The sequence below is a fragment of the Rossellomorea vietnamensis genome (genome assembly GCF_001305855.1).
Classification (GTDB): domain Bacteria; phylum Bacillota; class Bacilli; order Bacillales; family Bacillaceae_B; genus Rossellomorea; species Rossellomorea vietnamensis_A.
This window is the reverse complement of sequence record NZ_LIXZ01000012.1, coordinates 13,224-32,663: the sequence shown is the minus strand read 5'-3', so window position 1 is coordinate 32,663 and position 19,440 is coordinate 13,224. Positions and strand designations below refer to the sequence as shown.

21 protein-coding genes and 1 tRNA gene are annotated in these 19,440 nt (G+C 40.2%); 18 read left to right on the top strand and 4 right to left on the bottom strand.

The window, feature by feature from the left end; all coding sequences use genetic code 11:
* Positions 1-52: 52 nt before the first annotated feature.
* Positions 53-469 (top strand): MerR family transcriptional regulator, encoded by a 417-nt coding sequence (locus tag AM506_RS14830; RefSeq protein WP_060673272.1) that lies wholly within the window; start codon positions 53-55, stop codon positions 467-469.
* A gap of 37 nt (positions 470-506) precedes the next feature.
* Entirely contained in the window at positions 507-1,841 is a 1,335-nt protein-coding gene (glnA, locus tag AM506_RS14825) for a type I glutamate--ammonia ligase (RefSeq protein ID WP_060673271.1), read from the top strand.
* A 187-nt stretch (positions 1,842-2,028) separates the two neighbouring features.
* Here glnA and lexA read toward each other — a convergent pair whose 3' ends face one another.
* Positions 2,029-2,649 carry a transcriptional repressor LexA gene (gene lexA, locus AM506_RS14820; RefSeq protein WP_060673270.1) on the bottom strand — a complete coding sequence of 207 codons (621 nt, stop codon included), beginning with the start codon at positions 2,647-2,649 and terminating at the stop codon, positions 2,029-2,031.
* 154 nt (positions 2,650-2,803) lie between these two features.
* Here lexA and yneA point away from each other — a divergent pair, with 154 nt between their 5' ends.
* The 7 genes from yneA to AM506_RS14785 all read left to right on the top strand — a co-directional run bounded on the left by yneA (position 2,804) and on the right by AM506_RS14785 (position 8,610).
* Complete coding sequence (gene yneA / locus AM506_RS14815) at positions 2,804-3,130, top strand: cell division suppressor protein YneA (protein WP_060673269.1); 327 nt, start codon at positions 2,804-2,806, stop codon at positions 3,128-3,130.
* 11 nt (positions 3,131-3,141) lie between these two features.
* On the top strand, positions 3,142-3,792 hold the full coding sequence (locus AM506_RS14810) for a YneB family resolvase-like protein (protein ID WP_060673268.1): 651 nt from the start codon (positions 3,142-3,144) through the stop codon (positions 3,790-3,792).
* 106 nt (positions 3,793-3,898) lie between these two features.
* Complete coding sequence (locus AM506_RS14805) at positions 3,899-4,132, top strand: DUF896 domain-containing protein (RefSeq protein WP_060673267.1); 234 nt, start codon at positions 3,899-3,901, stop codon at positions 4,130-4,132.
* Between the two features lie 187 nt (positions 4,133-4,319).
* The gene (gene tkt / locus AM506_RS14800; RefSeq protein WP_060673266.1) at positions 4,320-6,323 is read left to right on the top strand and encodes a transketolase; all 2,004 of its coding nucleotides are present in this window, start codon (positions 4,320-4,322) and stop codon (positions 6,321-6,323) included.
* A 234-nt stretch (positions 6,324-6,557) separates the two neighbouring features.
* On the top strand, positions 6,558-6,995 hold the full coding sequence (sirA, locus tag AM506_RS14795) for a sporulation inhibitor of replication protein SirA (RefSeq protein ID WP_060673265.1): 438 nt from the start codon (positions 6,558-6,560) through the stop codon (positions 6,993-6,995).
* An 84-nt stretch (positions 6,996-7,079) separates the two neighbouring features.
* Positions 7,080-7,301: a YneF family protein gene (locus AM506_RS14790; RefSeq protein ID WP_034759902.1), complete on the top strand. Its 222-nt coding sequence runs from the start codon at positions 7,080-7,082 to the stop codon at positions 7,299-7,301.
* 187 nt (positions 7,302-7,488) lie between these two features.
* Positions 7,489-8,610 carry a CamS family sex pheromone protein gene (locus AM506_RS14785; RefSeq protein WP_060673264.1) on the top strand — a complete coding sequence of 374 codons (1,122 nt, stop codon included), beginning with the start codon at positions 7,489-7,491 and terminating at the stop codon, positions 8,608-8,610.
* Positions 8,611-8,699: 89 nt separating this feature from the next.
* Here AM506_RS14785 and AM506_RS22215 read toward each other — a convergent pair whose 3' ends face one another.
* On the bottom strand, positions 8,700-8,879 hold the full coding sequence (locus tag AM506_RS22215) for an aspartyl-phosphate phosphatase Spo0E family protein (protein ID WP_082386387.1): 180 nt from the start codon (positions 8,877-8,879) through the stop codon (positions 8,700-8,702).
* A gap of 266 nt (positions 8,880-9,145) precedes the next feature.
* Here AM506_RS22215 and AM506_RS14780 point away from each other — a divergent pair, with 266 nt between their 5' ends.
* The 4 genes from AM506_RS14780 (at position 9,146) to AM506_RS14765 (ending at position 11,585) form a co-directional block, all read left to right on the top strand.
* Positions 9,146-9,853 (top strand): cytochrome c biogenesis CcdA family protein, encoded by a 708-nt coding sequence (locus AM506_RS14780; protein ID WP_060673263.1) that lies wholly within the window; start codon positions 9,146-9,148, stop codon positions 9,851-9,853.
* A 126-nt stretch (positions 9,854-9,979) separates the two neighbouring features.
* A complete protein-coding gene (locus AM506_RS14775; RefSeq protein ID WP_060673262.1) occupies positions 9,980-10,339 on the top strand; it encodes a response regulator in 360 nt (119 codons plus the stop codon).
* 121 nt (positions 10,340-10,460) lie between these two features.
* Positions 10,461-10,940 (top strand): CcdC family protein, encoded by a 480-nt coding sequence (locus AM506_RS14770; RefSeq protein WP_060673261.1) that lies wholly within the window; start codon positions 10,461-10,463, stop codon positions 10,938-10,940.
* 165 nt (positions 10,941-11,105) lie between these two features.
* Positions 11,106-11,585: a site-2 protease family protein gene (locus tag AM506_RS14765; protein WP_060673260.1), complete on the top strand. Its 480-nt coding sequence runs from the start codon at positions 11,106-11,108 to the stop codon at positions 11,583-11,585.
* A 150-nt stretch (positions 11,586-11,735) separates the two neighbouring features.
* Here AM506_RS14765 and AM506_RS14760 read toward each other — a convergent pair whose 3' ends face one another.
* On the bottom strand, positions 11,736-12,161 hold the full coding sequence (locus tag AM506_RS14760; RefSeq protein WP_060673259.1) for a DUF2621 domain-containing protein: 426 nt from the start codon (positions 12,159-12,161) through the stop codon (positions 11,736-11,738).
* Between the two features lie 198 nt (positions 12,162-12,359).
* On the opposite strand from AM506_RS14760, the gene AM506_RS14755 reads away from it, so the two are divergent.
* Positions 12,360-13,682 (top strand): ATP-binding protein, encoded by a 1,323-nt coding sequence (locus AM506_RS14755; protein WP_060673258.1) that lies wholly within the window; start codon positions 12,360-12,362, stop codon positions 13,680-13,682.
* Between the two features lie 58 nt (positions 13,683-13,740).
* On the opposite strand, the gene AM506_RS22555 is transcribed toward AM506_RS14755, so the two are convergent.
* A tRNA-Sec gene (locus AM506_RS22555) sits at positions 13,741-13,836 on the bottom strand.
* A gap of 294 nt (positions 13,837-14,130) precedes the next feature.
* On the opposite strand from AM506_RS22555, the gene AM506_RS14750 reads away from it, so the two are divergent.
* From AM506_RS14750 to AM506_RS14735, 4 genes are all read left to right on the top strand, one after another.
* Complete coding sequence (locus AM506_RS14750) at positions 14,131-14,655, top strand: hypothetical protein (RefSeq protein ID WP_060673257.1); 525 nt, start codon at positions 14,131-14,133, stop codon at positions 14,653-14,655.
* Between the two features lie 139 nt (positions 14,656-14,794).
* On the top strand, positions 14,795-14,932 hold the full coding sequence (locus AM506_RS14745; protein ID WP_060673256.1) for a YvrJ family protein: 138 nt from the start codon (positions 14,795-14,797) through the stop codon (positions 14,930-14,932).
* A gap of 155 nt (positions 14,933-15,087) precedes the next feature.
* Entirely contained in the window at positions 15,088-16,233 is a 1,146-nt protein-coding gene (locus AM506_RS14740) for an exonuclease SbcCD subunit D (protein ID WP_060673255.1), read from the top strand.
* Positions 16,230-19,364, top strand: coding sequence for an AAA family ATPase (locus tag AM506_RS14735; RefSeq protein ID WP_060673254.1), 3,135 nt, complete (start codon positions 16,230-16,232; stop codon positions 19,362-19,364). Before AM506_RS14740 ends, AM506_RS14735 begins: the two co-directional genes overlap by 4 nt.
* The last annotated feature ends 76 nt before the right edge of the window (positions 19,365-19,440 follow it).

The following is a 19,440-nucleotide window of genomic DNA, read 5'->3' as shown; positions in this document are numbered from 1 at the left end:
CCTAACATTACATATAATGAACTCAAGAAGGAAATCAAAAGGAGGAATCAAGATGAGCGGAAGTGAAATTCGTCGAACGATGGCATTATTTCCAATTAGTATTGTCATGCAGCTCACGGACTTAACAGCTCGTCAGATTCGATACTACGAAGAGCATCAGCTGATAAACCCGGCACGGACCGAGGGGAATCGCCGGCTCTTTTCCTTGAATGACATTGATAAGTTATTAGAAGTAAAGGATCTGTTAGATCAAGGTATCAACATGGCAGGGATCAAGAAGATTTTTTCAGTGTCCGGTCATAATGAAAGCAAAGTCGTATCTGACGTAAGTAATGAAAAGGAAGAAAAAGCAAGACAGGATCTATCTGACGACGAGCTGCGTAAATTACTACGCAATGAATTGATCCATTCCGGTCGGTTCAATCGATCTTCTCTGCGTCAAGGAGATATGTCCCGCTTCTTTCATTAAATAAAACCTTTAATAAACTTGAGGAGGAAATACGTAAATGGCAAAGTATACTCGGGAAGATGTTGTAAGATTAGCGAATGAAGAGGGAGTTAAGTTCATTCGACTACAATTCACTGACATTTTAGGGACGATCAAGAACGTAGAAATCCCTCTAAGTCAGCTTGAAAAAGCATTAGATAACAAGATGATGTTTGACGGTTCTTCAATTGAAGGATTCGTCCGTATCGAAGAATCAGATATGTACCTATTCCCTGATTTGGACACATGGTTGGTTTTCCCGTGGACAGCTGAAAAAGGAAAGGTAGCCCGTCTGATCTGTGATATTTATAATCCTGACGGCACTCCATTCGAGGGTGATCCTCGTAACAACCTTAAACGTATTTTAGGGGAAATGGAGGAACTTGGATTCACTGACTTCAATCTTGGACCTGAGCCGGAATTCTTCCTCTTCAAATTAGATGTGAATGGTGAACCTACATTAGAATTAAACGATAATGGTGGTTATTTCGATTTGGCTCCTACCGATTTAGGGGAAAACTGCCGTCGAGACATCGCTCTGGAACTTGAAGAGATGGGCTTTGAAATTGAAGCATCCCACCATGAAGTAGCACCAGGTCAACATGAGATCGACTTCAAATATGCAAATGCATTAAAAGCATGCGATGATATTCAAACATTCAAACTGGTAGTAAAAACGATTGCCCGTAAACACGGTTTGCACGCTACATTCATGCCGAAACCGTTATTCGGTGTAAATGGCTCAGGCATGCACTGTAATATGTCATTATTCAAAAATGGAGTGAACTCTTTCTTTGATGAAAAAGGTGACTTACAACTAAGCGATACTGCCCGTCAATTCCTTGCAGGTATCATCAAGCATGCCACTGCGTTTACAGCGATTACTAACCCGACTGTAAATTCCTATAAACGTTTAGTTCCAGGATATGAAGCACCTTGCTATGTTGCCTGGTCTGCGCGTAACCGAAGCCCATTAATCCGTATCCCGGCTTCCCGTGGTTTGAGTACACGCGTTGAAGTTCGCAGTGTCGACCCTGCGGCAAACCCTTACCTTGCAATGGCTGTATTACTTGCTGCTGGATTAGATGGAATCAAGAATAACCTTCCTGCTCCTAAGCCAATTGACCGTAACATCTATGTAATGGACAAAAAAGAGCGTGAAGAAGCAGGTATCGTGGATCTTCCTGCAACATTATATGCTGCTCTTGAAACCTTAAAAACAAATGAAGTCATCGTTAAGTCCCTTGGTGAACACATATTCGAACATTTCGTGGAAGCGAAAGAAATCGAATGGGATATGTTCCGTACACAAGTACACCCTTGGGAACGTGAGCAATATATTCAAATGTATTAATTATCATGAACCCTCAACACGCGTTGGGGGTTTTTTGCACTTACGTTCAGCCCACAGTGGTAGGCTGAAGGCAACAATAACAAAAAAGCCTGGGGATGGAATGTTTCGGCTTCCAACCTCAGGCTTCTTTTTCATTATAGTGTAAGTGGCTGATAATAGTATCAGTTATACATATTGGATGCCATTATCAATGAACTTGACGATATACTCCAACCACTTTGCCTAAAATGGAGACGTTTCGCAAAATGATCGGTTCCATTGTTGAGTTCTCGGGCTGTAGGCGGACATAATCCCTTTCTTTAAAGAAACGTTTTACCGTTGCTTCATCCTCTTCGGTCATGGCCACGACAATATCTCCGTTGTTCGCTGTCTGCTGCTGGCGAACAATGACAAAATCCCCATCCAAAATTCCGGCTTCAATCATACTGTCACCCATGATTTCAAGCATAAAGACCTGTTCATCCGAAGGGGCCATCCGCTCGGGCAAAGGAAAAAATTCTTCCACATTTTCAACAGCCGTAATCGGTTGACCGGCTGTTACTTTACCGATTAAAGGAACGTTAACTACACGTTGTCTCGGAATCGTATCTTCTTCAAGGTCCAGAATTTCAATCGCTCTCGGTTTAGTCGGATCGCGACGGATCAGACCTTTGCTTTCCAGTCTAGCTAAATGCCCATGTACGGTGGAACTGGAGGCAAGACCGACGGCTTCCCCGATTTCACGTACGGAAGGGGGATACCCTTTTTCTCTGACTGCAACTTTAATATATTGTAGTATGTCCTGCTGTCTTTTCGACAATTTTGTCATGTTCACGCACCTCTATTATAGATCTTATGTTCCCATTATAGCATGTCACTACTATTGATACAAACATAAGTTCGAATTTTGTTGACACCAAACGAGTGTTCGTATTACAATGAAAACAACAAAACAGAACAAACATTCGTATGGGGGTAATTTTATGTTAACACACATTTGGAATCGATTCTCTTACATTATTATATTATTTGTATTAGTCCTTTCAGCAGCTTGCTATTTATTGATCAATATGACGAATCAACCTTCTTACCAAAGCATCACAGTAGAGGATGGGGATACTCTTTGGACTATTGCCAAACAGTATAATGAAGAATATTCTATGACAATGGAAGAATTTATCGCCTGGGTGGGCGAAGAGAACGGTTTGAACTCTTTTGCTATCAAACCTGGTGAATCACTTGTGTTACCCATTGAAAATCGAACAATATCAACTCAATCAGATTTCGAACTGGTCATGAACGAAGAATAGAGGGATGGAAGATGAAAGCTGTCATTTACTGCAGGGTAAGTACCAAGAAAAATACACAGGAAACATCTTTAGAACGACAGGAAGAAGAACTGGTTAAATTGGCACGTGATCATCATTATGAAGTAAATGCAGTCATCAAGGACCAGGCGAGCGGATTTGAATTGGACCGTCCAGGCGTTCTAGAACTTTTAGACCTGGTCAGGGATAAATCAATTGAGGCTGTGCTTATTCAGGACGAGACAAGAATCGGAAGGGGAAATGCCAAGATTGCCCTTATTCACTGTCTGTTAAAAGAGGAAGTGAAAATCATCAGTCAGACGCATAGTGGAGAATTACATTTATCCGAGTCCGATTCGATGGTGATCAACATTGTCAGTATGGTGGAGGAATATCAACGTAAGCTTCATAACCTAAAAATTAAGCGGGGAATGAAACGAGCTGTCGAAAATGGGTTTCAGCCTCATAAAAATTTAAAAAACAAAGGAAATGTCGATGGAAGGGAGCGTATTGAAGTGCCGGTAGAGGAAATTGTGCGTTTAAGGAAAAATGAATTAACTTTCGCTGAGATTGCAGCTACTCTTAGGGGATTCGGATACGATGTATCCAAAGCTACGGTACATAGGCGCTTCAAGGAATATATGACGTCTCTTGATCATGCATAATCCTTGTTTTATCTCCTTTAATCTAGTAACATGACGGTAGTGTTATACACTGCCTTTTAGTAATGTTTTGGAGTTTGCAGACTATGCAATAAAGGAGTTTTTATAGATGCTTTCAAAAACAAAAATGAATAGAATCAACGAACTTGCGAAAAAGTCCAAAAGTAGCGGACTAACTGAACAGGAAGCGAAAGAACAGACCAAACTAAGAAAAGAATATCTTGAAACGTTCCGTCAATCGATGAAGGGTACAATTGAAAATACAAGAATATTTGATCCCGAAGGAAATGAAGTAACGCCTAAAAAGATTAAGGATATACAGACTAAGAAAAAAATGCATTAATCAAAAAACTTCCAGGCCCATTTTGAAAGGGCCTGGAAGTTTTTTGATTGATTACTTTCCCTTATAAAATTTGAAGGGTTTTTATTTTCAACGTTCATAAAGTCATGTTATCATTCAAGATAGTTGTATAAACTATCAAAGAAGATTAATATTAATAAGGTACATTAAAAGGAAGGATGTCTGACATATGTTTGATAACACAGATCAATTAGCAATTAATACAATTCGTACATTATCAATCGATGCGATTGAAAAAGCAGGTTCCGGTCATCCGGGAATGCCTATGGGAGCAGCTCCAATGGCATATGCACTTTGGACAAGGTTCATGAATCACAACCCTAAAAATCCAGAATGGTTCAACCGTGACCGTTTTGTCTTATCTGCGGGACACGGTTCAATGCTGTTGTACAGCCTGCTTCATCTTTCTGGTTACGATGTTTCAATGGATGATCTTAAAAACTTCCGCCAATGGGGAAGTAAGACTCCTGGACATCCGGAGTATAAGCATACTTCTGGTGTAGAAGCGACAACTGGTCCACTCGGACAGGGGATTGCTATGGCAGTTGGTATGGCATTAGCTGAGAGACATTTGGCCACTACATACAACAAAGACCAATATAATATGGTAGATCACTTTACATACTCCATTTGTGGTGATGGGGATTTAATGGAAGGTGTTTCCTCCGAAGCTGCATCATTGGCTGCTCATCTAAAATTAGGACGCCTTGTTGTTCTTTATGATTCCAACGATATTTCACTAGACGGAGATTTGGATAAATCCTTCTCCGAGAGTGTTAAAGGACGTTTTGAATCGTATGGTTGGCAGTATATCCGTGTAGAAGATGGAAATGATCTTGACGAAATTTCCAAAGCGATTGAGGAAGCTCAAGGGGATACATCCCGCCCGACAATGATTGAAGTAAAGACAGTCATTGGATACGGAGCTCCGAATAAATCAGGTAAATCTGCTGTTCATGGTGCACCTCTTGGTGAAGATGAAATGAAGCTGACGAAAGAAGCTTACAAGTGGACATTCGATCAGGATTTCCACGTTCCTGATGAGGTATACAGCCGCTTCGAGGAAAAAATCCAACAAGCTGGCTCTGAGAAAGAACAAGATTGGGCTAACCAATTCATTAAATACAAAGAGGATCACCCTGAATTAGCCACTCAATTAGAAGCGGCAATCAAAGGGGAACTCCCACAAGGATGGGATAAGGACATCCCGGTATATGAAGTAGGAAAAGCATTAGCAAGCCGAGCTTCTTCAGGAGAAGTGTTGAACGCAATTGCGAAAAATCTTCCTTCATTCATCGGTGGTTCCGCTGACTTGGCAGGTTCCAACAAAACAATGATCAAAGATGAGAAAGATTTCACACCTGAATCCTATGAAGGCCGTAATATCTGGTTCGGAGTACGTGAATTCGGAATGGGTGGTGCCATGAATGGTATGGCTCTTCACGGAGGGCTTCATGTATTCGGAGGGACGTTCTTTGTATTCAGTGACTACTTAAGACCTGCTATCCGCTTGGCGGCTCTAATGGGCTTACCTGTGACGTATGTATTCACACACGATAGTATCGCAGTTGGAGAAGACGGACCTACTCATGAGCCTGTTGAACAGCTTGCTTCCCTTCGTGCAATGCCGAACCTGTCAGTCATTCGCCCTGGTGACGGTAATGAAGTGGCTGCTGCCTGGAAGTTATCGTTAGAATCCAAAGATCAGCCTACGATGCTGGTTCTATCCCGTCAGGACCTTCCAACGCTTAAAGGTACGGCTGATAAAGCTTATAATGGGGTGAACAAAGGGGCATATGTTGTCTCAGCTTCGGGTAAAGAACAGCCTGACGCCCTGTTGATTGCGACTGGTTCTGAAGTGCATCTTGCTGTAGAAGCGCAGAATGCCCTTGAAAAAGACGGCATCAGTGTTTCTGTTGTGAGCATGCCATCTTGGGATCGTTTCGAAAAGCAATCAAAAGAATACAAAGAATCCATTTTGCCTAAGAGCGTGAAAAAACGCCTGGCTATTGAAATGGGATCTCCAATGGGCTGGGATCGCTACGTTGGCGATGAAGGTGACATTCTGGCGATCAATGGTTATGGAGCATCTGCCCCAGGAGCGAAAGTTATGGAAGAATATGGATTTACTTCTGAAAACGTGGTATCTAGAATCAAAGCTTTACTTCAATAATCGTGATTGGAAAAGGTCAGCTCCTTACACTCTCTAAGGAGTTGGCCTTTTTATTTATAGTGAGGAGTAGAGGTGGAAGAGATAGGGTACAGAACAAGTGCCTTGAAAATACTTCGATACATTCAGAAGATAGAATAGGTTCGACAAAACTAGTGCAGATTTTCAACAATTTATGACAATGACTCCCTTCTAGTTGATTTATACTATATGAAAGAAAGGTAGGAGGGAGTAAAGGTGCGAAATTATCAAATCTATTGGATTGAAGAGTTGTTTGTTCAACATTACTATGGTCGTGAAAGAATGTTCTATCAATTGTTTTCTGATTGGGAAGCGAGTACAGGTGATCTTCACGATATCGTCTCGAAACAAGTAGATTACATTACGAAACCAATTCCATACCTTCCTACCCAAAGACTGCTTCAGCACGAAATAACGAAGGTTGAAGGGGCAGCCTGGATAAACTCCGTTGCGACAATCGAAAGAGAAGAGTCAGGCGCAACACTCGTTTTGAATGAAAAGTCAATGTCTCTGAGTGCCTGGGGACACGATGAATCTGAATATGTATTTTTTGAAATTTTAAGAAGGAATATGGGCCAGCTATTGGCAATGGATATCAAAAATGAACGTTTTGGCTGGTTAAAACCGATAAAACAAAGAAAGTTTATATATTAATATGAAATTTGGACCAAAATATTGTATAATGTTTCAGGGTTTAGTACACTTTTAAAAGGACAACATGAAGGAGGAAGTAAGAGTATGGGAACGACTGGATTACTTATTCTAGTAGGAGTTCTGGCATTACTTGCCGGAGTTGCACTAGGATTTTTCATTGCTCGTAAATATATGATGAGCTACCTTAAGAAAAATCCACCAATTAACGAGCAAATGTTACGCATGATGATGATGCAAATGGGGCAAAAACCATCCCAGAAGAAAATCAATCAAATGATGAATGCAATGAATAAGAACATGAAGTAATAGATGGAAGCACTCAGGTGATGAGTGCTTTTTCTATTGTTTGGGCATCCTGATGTGAAGGAGTGCGCAGGAGATTCAATAGATTTATTAGGATAATGGGATTATTTTCGTGAATTTATAAAAACTTAAAGATTATCAGGCGGAATGAAATGTAATGTATGATAAAATATAGTCCGGAGGGAGTCATATGAAAAAATGGATGATTGTTTCTCTGTCTACTTTGATTCTTATTGCCGGATGCAGCAATAAGCCTCAGGAAGTGATAGATGATGAAACGCTTGAAATTCAAAATAGTGCAGCAAGTGACGCACGTGAATATTTAAATTATAAAATTGACAAAGAAAAAAAATCGGTGAATCGCGGCCTGATTACAATGACGATCAATAACCGCAGTGATATGGATGAAATCGAGACAGGCCTTATGTCATTATCCACTGAACATTTTGACCCTGAAAAATATGTGTATCAAGAGGGGCAGTATTTAAAGAATTTAAATTCCTGGTTAGGGAGGAAGTCAAAAACCAACAAGGCTGGCCTTAATCCGGAACTAAAAATTACAGAGGATATGTCATGGGAACAGCAGATGGAGTTGGAAAAGAAAAATCCAATGTACCTTGCTTATATTCATGAGCAGAATTATGTAGACTCAGAAGGGAACATCAAGGGGATTTCCCTTGGTCTTGCGATGAATTCCACCGATTATATCAGGGTGGAAGATGATAAGAAGCTTATGCATTTTGACGAAGCCAACATTACCAAGAAAATGATGGAAGAATACGGAAGGAAGGTCGCCGATACAGTCGTAAGTCGTGTAAGGGCAAACAAAGAATTGAAAAATGTGCCCATTATGATATCGATTTACAAACTACAACCTTTGAACAGCGTTGTTTCAGGTAACTATATCGCCTCCACCTATTTAGATGAGAACGATAGGAGAATCAAAAAGTGGGATGATGTATCCGACAAATATTATTACTTCCCGAGTGACGAAGGCGAAGAGAAGGACCGGGATTTATACAACAGGATCCGGGATCTTGAAGATTATGTTTCAAAGTATTTCTCTCATCAGGATATTGAATTTGTGGGTAAAGGATTATATAGGAAAGATACGCTAAATAAATTGGTCATCGATGTACATACAGGTATGGTGAAAGAAACCGAATTAATAGGGTTTGCACAGGCGATTGGTCCTGAAATCGTCGATTATTTTCCTCACACACCGGTTTATCTTTATGTGAAAACTCCTAAGGGCCTAAAAGCCACCATCGTCAAAGAAGTGGACCAGGAACCGTTTGTTCAAATTCACTAAGAATGATTCTATACAAAAGAGCCTCTCTTACCAAAATTAGAGAGGCTCTTTTCTTATATTAGTATCATTTATTTAGATGAAAGGTTTGTTCAGCTCATTTGTGGTGAGTAACATTTTTTTATGTATTGAGAGTTGTAGCTATTTAACAGACGATCAAGTTCCTGACTAAATTGAATAGCTTGAGGTGAAGTCAGTCCATTTTCAGCAACAATATCAATTAATTGAGCACGCTTTTTTTCAATTCGTTCTAGAAGCTCTTTTTTAGACACGGCTGTTTCCTTTCTTTTGTATGTCCTGACAAGTGGAATACAAAACTAGTAATAACTGTAACTTTTTATTAGTATAACGAAAATAGACCATTTTTTCAAAGTAAAATTAATGGATTTTAAAAAAGAAAAGAGACTTTAATACAATTGAAAGAGTAAATGGTGATTGTAATAAGATGGTCACAAATCTTTCACATAAACATTCCTCATAGTTTGAAGCATTGTTTGATAGAATAGACATATATACTAAAATTGTAGGAGATGTGGAAATGTCTGATATTAATCTTTTTTTAGCATTCGGGGCAGGGTTCTTAAGCTTCATTTCCCCTTGCTGCTTACCTTTATATCCCGCCTTTCTTTCATACATAACCGGGATGAGTGTCAATGAATTGAAAACGGATAATGCCATGTTGCAGAGAAGAAGTTTACTGCATACATTATTCTTCTTAGTTGGTTTCTCAGCCATTTTTATCGCGATTGGGTTTGGGGCTTCCTTTATAGGGAACTTCTTTTTAAATTATAAAGATCTTATTCGACAGCTTGGGGCTATTTTTATCGTCATATTTGGCCTGGTCGTCATTGGTGTGTTCACACCGGAATCCTTGATGAAAGATCGTAGATTTGAATTCAAGAATAGGCCAGCGGGCTTTATCGGTTCGATCTTGATCGGTATGGCATTCGCAGCAGGGTGGACACCCTGTACGGGTCCGATCCTTGCTTCAGTCCTTGCGCTTGCCGCAACAAATCCCGGCTCAGGCGTCATGTACATGACAGCATACGTATTAGGCTTTGCCATTCCTTTCTTCATTCTGTCATTTTTTATAGGACGAATGCAGTGGATCAGAAAGAACAGTGGAAGAATTGTAAAAATAGGAGGATACGTCATGATTGTTGTAGGGATCATGCTGTTCTTCGACTGGATGACCGTCATACTTGCTTACTTTACGTCTGTGTTTGGAGGCTTTCAAGGATTTTAATCATAATCAGGTGTTAATTAACAGAATAAATTGAATCAATATTACGATTTATGGTATAGTTTAATTGGATGAATTAGGTAAATAGACTCAATTGACATCGATAGTGTGTACGAGGAGGAAACATCTGTGGCAACGATACTAGTAGTGGATGATGCGAAATTTATGAGATTGACTCTTGGAAACATGCTTTCATCCAGCGGGCATGAAGTCGTTGGGGAAGCTGAGAATGGCCATATTGCCGTGGAAAAGTATCGTGAGCTTCACCCTGACCTGGTAACGATGGATATCACCATGCCGGATATGGATGGAATTGAGGCGGTTAAGAGAATTCTTATCGAATTCCCTCAGGCTAAGATTATCATGTGTTCTGCGATGGGACAACAAAAGGTTGTAGTGGATGCAATTGAAGCGGGGGCGAAGGACTTCATTGTTAAACCCTTTGATGAAGTGCGTGTAGAAGAAGCCATCAAAAGAGTGTTAGGGTGATAAACCGAGAGAGAAAAGAATCTTCCATTCATTCTCTCTTTTTTCTGTTTTCGTTTTTCCTGCATTTGGGCTATAATAAGGGAAGGTATGAAAGTAGATTATAAAAGGATGATGATGCTTTATGATGATTGCTTCATCCATTGTCGCGATTTGCATGGGATTTATGGTGATATTTATCAGGATGAAGGCTCAGAAAAGGCCGGTAAGCGGTAAGAAGATTATTTTACCACCTCTCTTTATGAGTACGGGTGCGTTGATGTTCTTATTTCCTCTATTTCGGGTCAGTGTGAGTGAGTTTTTAGAGGCGATTACTGTCGGGATGGTATTCTCTTTGTTGTTGATCAAAACATCCAAGTTTGAAATTCGTGAAAATGATATTTATTTAAAGCGTTCTAAAGCTTTTGCCTTCATTTTGATCGGACTTCTGTTAATTCGAATTATAGCGAAGTCGATCCTTAGTACTTCAATTGATTATGGAGAACTGAGCGGGATGTTCTGGATACTTGCTTTTGGCATGATCGTTCCATGGAGGATAACCATGTATTTTCAATATAGAAAGCTGCACCAGGAAAATCAGGATTTAACGACGAATTCAATATAATCCACCTTTAAAAAGCAGGGATGCACGCCCTGCTTTTTTATTTTGCACATCTTACTGAAAGATGACGGTTTTATGACAATGCTAATGAATATGCATAAGGGTAAAGGTTTTAGGGCAAAGAGAGAAAAGATGAATGAATAATAAATGATATTGGTGGGATTACGATTGTTTACATTAGCAGATATCTGGACTTTTTTCCTGGCCTTCTTTCTTACATTGCCATTGGTCACTATTTTACACGAATTGGGTCATATCCTGATTGCACGCATATTTGGAGCCAAGATTAAATTTGCCATTGGAACCGGTAAACACCTGATAAATATTGGTCCTTTAGAAGTGAAGAGAATGTACTTCATGGAAGGATGGTGTCAATATCGGGAATTGAAATACAACAAGGTATGGGTGCATGTGCTTATCTATTTATCAGGAAGTTTATTCAACCTGGTGGCGATTTTATTCATTAACTATTTAATATATGAAGGTGTCATTCCTGTTCACATCTTTTTCTACCAATTTGTGTATTTCTCGGTATATTTCATCTTTTTCTCGTTGTTTCCTTACAGGAACGGAGACGGTAAACCGAGTGATGGCCAAGCGATTCTTGACGTCATCCGCTTTGGCAAAGCAGAGGATCCCATTGATTAATTGACCATATAAAAAAGGTAAACGATTAGCGTTTACCTTTTTTTGCATTCTTCCATTTTACAAATAATATAGCAGCCCCAACAATAAAAATTAAATATAATATAATTGGAATCACAAGTATCGAGCCCATTCTATTCCCTGCCTGTTTTATTAGAATAAATGTTCATACGGTGTAACTTCTATCTGCATTTCATCAAGTTTTTTTCTTAGGAATTTATGATCCCGCTTTGGCGTTGCCAAAATATATCCCCTTATGACTAATTCTTTCGTTATGGCTGAAGCTCTCTCTTTTAAAGCTAATTCGCCAATTTTTCCAGCGATTTTTTGCTTGGCTACGTCTCTGAATAATTCTGGTACCGGGGTTACCAGCTCATTCAACATTTTCTTTTCATCTTCACCCCATAGGTGGATGGTTTCATTCACATAATGTTCTTCCCAATCCAGATCAGACTTTCCGTCCTCTTTTGGGAATCTCTTTAAGAACTTCCGGAACATAAAGAATCCACCGATGGCAAAAGAAGCCACTAAGAAAACGACCCAGAAAAGGATGAAATATAAGAACCAACCTTCAAGCATGTTTTTCACCTCAGTTTAAAAGCATATCCTATTCAATTATAGACAAGGACTTTGCCCATGACAAGATTATCGTCGTTTTTATAAAAGAACTCTATACTGTTATTAATTAGAAATGATATACTAATAAATAACAAATATCGTGAAAATTCTTTCTATTTCGATTGTTTTTTAAGCTTGTGCGATTAGGAGGTTCGCAGGATGAAATATAGTGGCAGGATCATATCGTTACTTACTGGACTTTTATTAGTCATTACGTGGGATTTTATTTACTACTTTGTTCTCCATTATCCAGTAGATCTAAAGGTGGATATGGTTTTTACCCTATTGATCCTCTTTATCAGCTACTATATGGGGAAAAGTTATGATATCAGCCATAAGACGCTGGCAGCCCTCAGAACGAGTGAAGAAAGAGTAAAGCTGCTTAACGAAGAAATGCAGCACGTCCTTCAAAGTATTGATGAAGTGGTTTTTCACACAAATTCAAAGGGGGAATTTCAATTCCTCAATCAGTCCTGGGAAGAATTTACGGGATATACGGTCAAAGAAAGTCTACATAAGAATGCCCTCCATTTCATTTCCCTCCATGAACGTCATGAAATTCTCCGACTGATAAGGCAAAGCATCGGTTTACATAGGGAGAAAACCAGGATGGATATCCCCTATCAAAAAAGGGACGGCCAGTTTCGTTGGGGAGAGGTCAATATTAAACTGAACTATAATGGAAATGGTGAGTTACTGGGTACAGTGGGGACCATTTCAGACATTACCGAGAGAGTACATAACGAGGAAGAATTGATGGAAATGAATGAAACACTGGCTATTGAATCTCAAAAACTTTCAGTTGCCGGTCAATTAGCTGCAGGGATTGCTCACGAAGTCCGCAATCCATTGACTTCAATTAATGGATTTCTGCAGTTGTTAAGAGATGATGCCGATGAGAAAACGAAGGAATACTTAGGGATTGTCTTTTCTGAAATCAAGCGGATCGAACTTGTACTGAGCGAGCTGTTAATTCTTGCTAAGCCGCAATCTGTTACGTATAAACGAATTAATATCATCGAAACACTGGATCACGTTTCGAAATTGCTGAATACGAATGCCATCTTATATAATATCGAAATTCAAACGCATTTTCATGAGAGGGAGTTGTATATCCGCGGGGACGAAAATCAATTAAAACAGGTTTTTATCAATTTATTGAAAAATGCCATAGAAGCTATGCCGCATGGAGGGACGATTACCATTCATGCAGATTTCAATTCACATAATAAGGTGCAATTGACATTTAAGGATGAGGGTGTAGGGATGAAAAAGGAAACCCTGGATAAACTGGGCGAGCCTTTCTTCACGACAAAAACAAAAGGAACAGGTCTCGGCCTTACTATATGCTTAAGGATCCTGCGAGATCACGGTGCGGATATCCGGGTACAAAGTGAACAGGGAGAAGGTACAACCTTTCATATAATGATTGATGGAGTACAGGCGTCAGAGAGAAAGAAACGGGAAGCGCTGCAGAAATAGAGAAAAAGAACCCTTATGGAAGGGTTCTTTTATATGAATAGGAAATTGCCCTTTTAAATGGCGGGACTGCCTGGGAATCGAACCCAGCGGAGACGGCACGCGCCTCCCTAAAGTTTTGAAGACTAAGGCAAGCACCAGCTCAACAATCAGCCCCGTAAGGTAAGGATATATAAGTTATACCACGGGAAGAAAACTTGTTCAATTGTTTTGAAAGTGGATTCATACGAACGTCCTAGTTATATAACGGACTTCAGGATACTGAAAACAGTTTATTTGAAATATTTACAAGATTTAAACTTTGTAGAAATCTGCAAATATTTCTTTACCATAGGTTTATCTCCATGATAAGATACTTTTTGCCGGCTTATTGTAGACGAAGTAAGCGTTTCCTGTTGGAGCTGCTTATTGTACTTGAACATATAGATATAGACAGAGAGGGGAAACAAGTATGAAAAAAGTATGGGTATTAGGTCTTGGTTTATCATTGGCACTTGCAGGATGTTCAGACTCTGGTTCTGATAAAGAGAAAAAGGATGAGGCGTCAAGTGCTGAAGAGAACACGGATACGGCTGGAGAATTAATGGATTACTACCTGAATTTAACAACGACCGTAAACGGTGTTGATATTGATCTAAATGGTTATGAAGCAGCAATGGCGGGTGAAGAGCCTCCTGCTGGAGATGAATTGGCAGCATTGAAAGAATCTGCTCAAACATCAGCGAAAGCATCTGCAGAAGCAGTAGAAGGAATGAAGATCCCCGATGGTCTTGGAGACCAAAAGGATGCAGTGGAATCTTTCCAATCGACACTGGCAGAATCGTATACTATGAAAGCAGATGAACTGGCTAAAGAAGGCGAAGCAGATTTCACAGCAGCTGATGAAAAATTGAACGATGCAGAAAATAAAATCAAAGAAATCCTTGATGAAGCTGGCCTGGTAAGTTCAAGCTTGATCAGCGATTTAAACGGTTAATAGTAAAGTAAATAGGTCTATTACGACCACTTTTAGATGAGGGAAAGCGAGTCCGATTTGTCAGGGACTCGCTTTTTTTTCTGTCTATGTACCCATTTTCTCTCAAACTACCTATATATAGGATGAGAGGAGGGAGAGGATGGAGTCGATTATTTCCTTAGTTTCTGAAGTAGGGTTTCCGATTGTGGTCACGATGTATCTTCTTTATCGAATCGAGACAAAGCTTGATGCTGTCATCACTTCGATTCAAACACTGCCTCAGCAACTCAAAGAATAATGGAAATGGGACCGCTCTATGTGGTCCTATTTTTTATGGAGACTGACAAAAGAGCAGCGCCCGAGCCCCTATCAATGTTTTCCTTACACGGAGACCCTGTGAGTTTGATATAATTCAGTTAGAAAACAAGAATGTCCAGAGAGGAGAAAACCGTAGTGAAATTCATTCATACCGCTGATTGGCACCTGGGTAAATTGGTGCATGGCATATATATGACAGAAGAACAACGATACATATTGGAGGAATTCATAGACCTTGTGAAAGAGGAAGAACCAGATGCTGTCGTCATTGCCGGCGATCTTTATGATCGATCTGTGCCACCTACAGAAGCAGTGGAGCTATTAGATGAAGTATTATTCCGGATAAATGTAGAGCTCGATACACCGATTGTAGCCGTTTCAGGCAACCATGATAGTGCAGAGAGGCTCTCATTTGGATCTTCATGGTATAAGCATAGTCAATTTTATTTAAAAGGGAAGGTCACGGCAGATTTTACACCGATCCATATAAAAGGAGTAAACTTTCACTGCGTTCCCTACGCTGAACCTGGTACAGTCAGACAAATACTTGAAGATGACTCGATCAATAGTCATCATGCAGCAATGGAAGCCATCGTAAAGAGAATCGAAGCACAAATGAACCCGGATGAACCCCATGTGTTTGTTGGTCATGCATTTGTACTGGGAGGAAAAACGACAGATTCGGAGCGGACTCTTTCAGTTGGGGGATCCGGGTGCGTGGGGGCGGACGTGTTCCAGCCATTCCATTACACTGCACTCGGTCACCTTCACAGCCCCGATGCCATTAGGCATGACACAATCAGGTATTCAGGTTCTCTGTTGAAATATTCTTTTTCAGAAGCTGCCCAAAGGAAATCTGTCACCATTGTTGAAATGGGGGAGAATGGGACCTTTGATTTGAGGGAAAAGGTACTTCAGCCTAAACAGGATATGAGGGAACTGCAGGGGCATATGGAAGAGTTGCTCGATCCGGCTTTTTATCAGTCCCAGAAGGTGAATGACTATTTGAAAATTACACTTCATGATGAAGGGACATTAATCGATCCGATCAATCAACTGAGACAAGTCTATCCAAACGTACTTCATCTTGAGCGAAAGAGAGATCTGACCGATGCCAAGAAGAAAACTTCGTTTCAAGTATTGGAGGATAAAAAACGGTCTGAACTTGACTTGTTTAAAGAATTTTACAAGGACATGACGACGGGTGAATTCACTGGTGAAAAGGAAGATGTGGTACGGAACGTGATTGATCTCGCCAGAAGGGAGGTTGATCCTGCATGAAACCACTTAAACTAGTAATGCAGGCGTTTGGACCGTATGCCGGCAGAGAAACCATTGACTTCCGCGAGCTGGATAACCGCACTATGTTCGTGATTTCCGGTAAAACAGGGGCGGGAAAGACAACGATTTTCGATGGGATTTCCTACGCGATCTACGGGAAGGCCAGCGGAGAAGACCGAAATCCGACAGAATTAAGAAGCCAATTTGCGAATAATGATGATAGTACCGAAGTAGATCTTTTATTCAGTTTACGTGGGAGAACGTATCGCATTTGGCGTTCACCACAGCAGGAAAAAAAGAAAGCACGGGGTGAGGGATTTACTACCATCAATGCCCGATCTGAATTATATGTATACGATGAAGACGGGAAAGAACAGCTTCTTGCGGCAAATGTGAGAGAAGTGGATGAGAAAATCAAAGAGTTGATCCAACTTGATGCCAATCAATTCAGACAGATCCTTATGATTCCACAGGGGGAGTTTCGGAAACTCCTTACATCGGATAGTAAAGATAAAGAACTCATATTGCAACGCCTGTTTCATACGGAGCTTTACAAGATGATTCAGGAAAAACTGAAAGCCGAGGCTGACGAGTTGAAAAGGTCTGTGGAATCTTCAATAGAAGAACGGACAAGGGAATTAGTAAGAATCCATTTTGAAGAAAATGAAGAACTTCAATCTCTTTTATTGGAAAATCCGTTAAATGATCATCGCATTCTGCACCTTCTATCCCCTCAGATTGAAGAAATGGAAAAGAAGGAGAAGAATCTCAGACAAAAGTATGAGGACGTTCAAGGGAAGCGGGATGCTCTTCAGAAGGATCTTGCAGAGGCTAAAAGTCTGGTTGATCAATACGATCTTCAGGAAAAACTTAAGAATCAAAAAGACTCCCTTTTAGCATTAAAGCCTGAAATCGAATCGATCGACCACCAGATTGTTTTGGCCAGGAGAGCTTCCCATTTGGTCCAACAAGATGAATATTGCCACAAACTTAATCGGAATCTCAATGAACTGAAAAGTCAATTAGCAAAACTATCCGAAGAAAAACATACAATCTCTGAAAAGCTAATGAGAGCAACGAAAATTTTTGAAGAAGAAACAAAAAATGAACACCTCAGGGACCAAGCTTCAAAAAGAGTGACTCAACTGGAAAATATGGAAAAAGATATAGATTCGTTAGATACGTTAATGAACGAAACGGATGAATTGAAAAAAAGGTACGAAAAACAGCAGGATATTGTAACAAAACAGAATGAGCAGGTCTCATTTTTACAAAAAGGAATAAAGGAACGGGAAGTACGTGTCAAAGCAGGAGAAAGCGGTCAGGAAAATGTATTTCAACTTGAAAAAAACGTACATGAGAAACTCTTCCTGCTGGAGCAGATAGATGAAATGGATCATTTGGAACAAAATCTTCAACGTGTCTATAACCAGCGCGATCAATTAAATAATCGTCATAGGCAACTTGGGGATCGTCTTCAGGATGCCTCTGAAACGCTGGCATTTTTGGAGGGGAAATGGAATTCTGCTCAAGCAGCATTGCTCTCGAAAGGATTATCAGATAATGCTCCGTGTCCGGTCTGCGGATCAGAACATCATCCAAACCCTGCCGTAGAGGAAGAGTCCATCCCTTCAGCGGAAGATCTTAAGGTAGCCAAAGCTAAGCATCAGGAATTGGAAACGGAAGAGAAAAAATTAAGCCTCGTCATTGCCCAGGAAGAAACGAAAATACAAAGTATCCAAGAGCAAATCGAGAATATCAGCAAGAAAATAATTGAAAAGAAACGTGACTTTAATCAGGTTGAAATCGGGGAGACACGTTCGTTGTTGATGAAAGAAATCGTCTCATTGAAGACGGATATCGCTTCGAAGAAAAAAGAAGTGGAACAGGTAAGAGTCATGGGGGAAGAAATTAGAAAGGGAAGAGAAAAGCTTGAAGAACTTGAAGGGGCTAGAGGGAAGAATCAAGAAATGCTCCAAGAACTCAATACTCTCTTTCACACTAAGAATACGACGCTGGAAAAGGTAAAGGAATCCATTCCTCTTGAACTCAGGACAAAAACTCAATTTGAACAAGTATTACAGAAAGAGAAACGTAGACTGAAAGAATTAAAGACGTCCTTTGAACAGGCTCAAAAACAGTATTATGAGCTGATGAACCAGAACAGTGTAAAGGAGTCTCAAGTCAGAGATAAAGAGAACCATATAGAGAATGTGAATGTAGAGATGAATGCTGAAAGAAAGGCTTTCCTTGCCCTTCTCACAGAACAGGGATTCTCCCATTATAAAGCCTTTCTGGAAGCGAAAAAGTCTGAAGCGGAGGTCACGGTCCTTCAAGAAAAAGTGAAGAAGTTCGGCGAGGATCTTCGTTCAGTTACTGATCGTCTAACTGATATTGATCAAATCTTAAAAGATAAAGAGCGGCCGGACCTGCACAAGATCGAAGAAGACATAATCAAGATTACAGATGAATTGAAAATGGTAAATGACCATCTAAACAGGGTCATGACGAATAGAAAGGAAAATGAACTCATCCTCACCAGGGTGACAGCCATAAATGAAGGGATCAGGGATTTAGAATCAAGATATCAAACGGTCGGACATTTAGCAGAAGTTGCAAGAGGTCAGAACGCGAACAGGATCACATTTGAACGATACGTTCTGGCATCTTTCCTAGAAGATATCCTTGGAGTCGCAAATGAGAGATTAATCAAAATGACTTCAGGCAGGTATCAGTTGATCCGAAAAACGGACCGAAGCAAAGGAAATGTACAAAGTGGGCTGGAACTCCTGGTCTTTGATCAATATACAGGTCAGGAAAGACATGTCAAAACATTATCCGGAGGGGAAAGCTTCAAGGCCTCCTTGGCTTTAGCCCTCGGACTTGCTGATGTGGTCCAGCAATACGCTGGCGGGGTATCCTTAGAAACGATGTTCATAGATGAAGGGTTCGGGACACTCGATCCAGAATCACTTGATCAGGCAATCGAAGCATTGATGGATATCCAAAGCAGCGGGCGTTTAGTAGGGTTAATATCACATGTTCCGGAGCTGAAAGAAAGAATTGATGCACGACTGGAAGTCATTTCATCACAAAACGGAAGCAGGACGGAATTTCAGTTTTTAGCTTAAGACAACATCACTTATTTAAAAGGTCAGGGATTATCATCCTTGACCTTTTTTATATAAAATTTTTTCGGGAGATCAT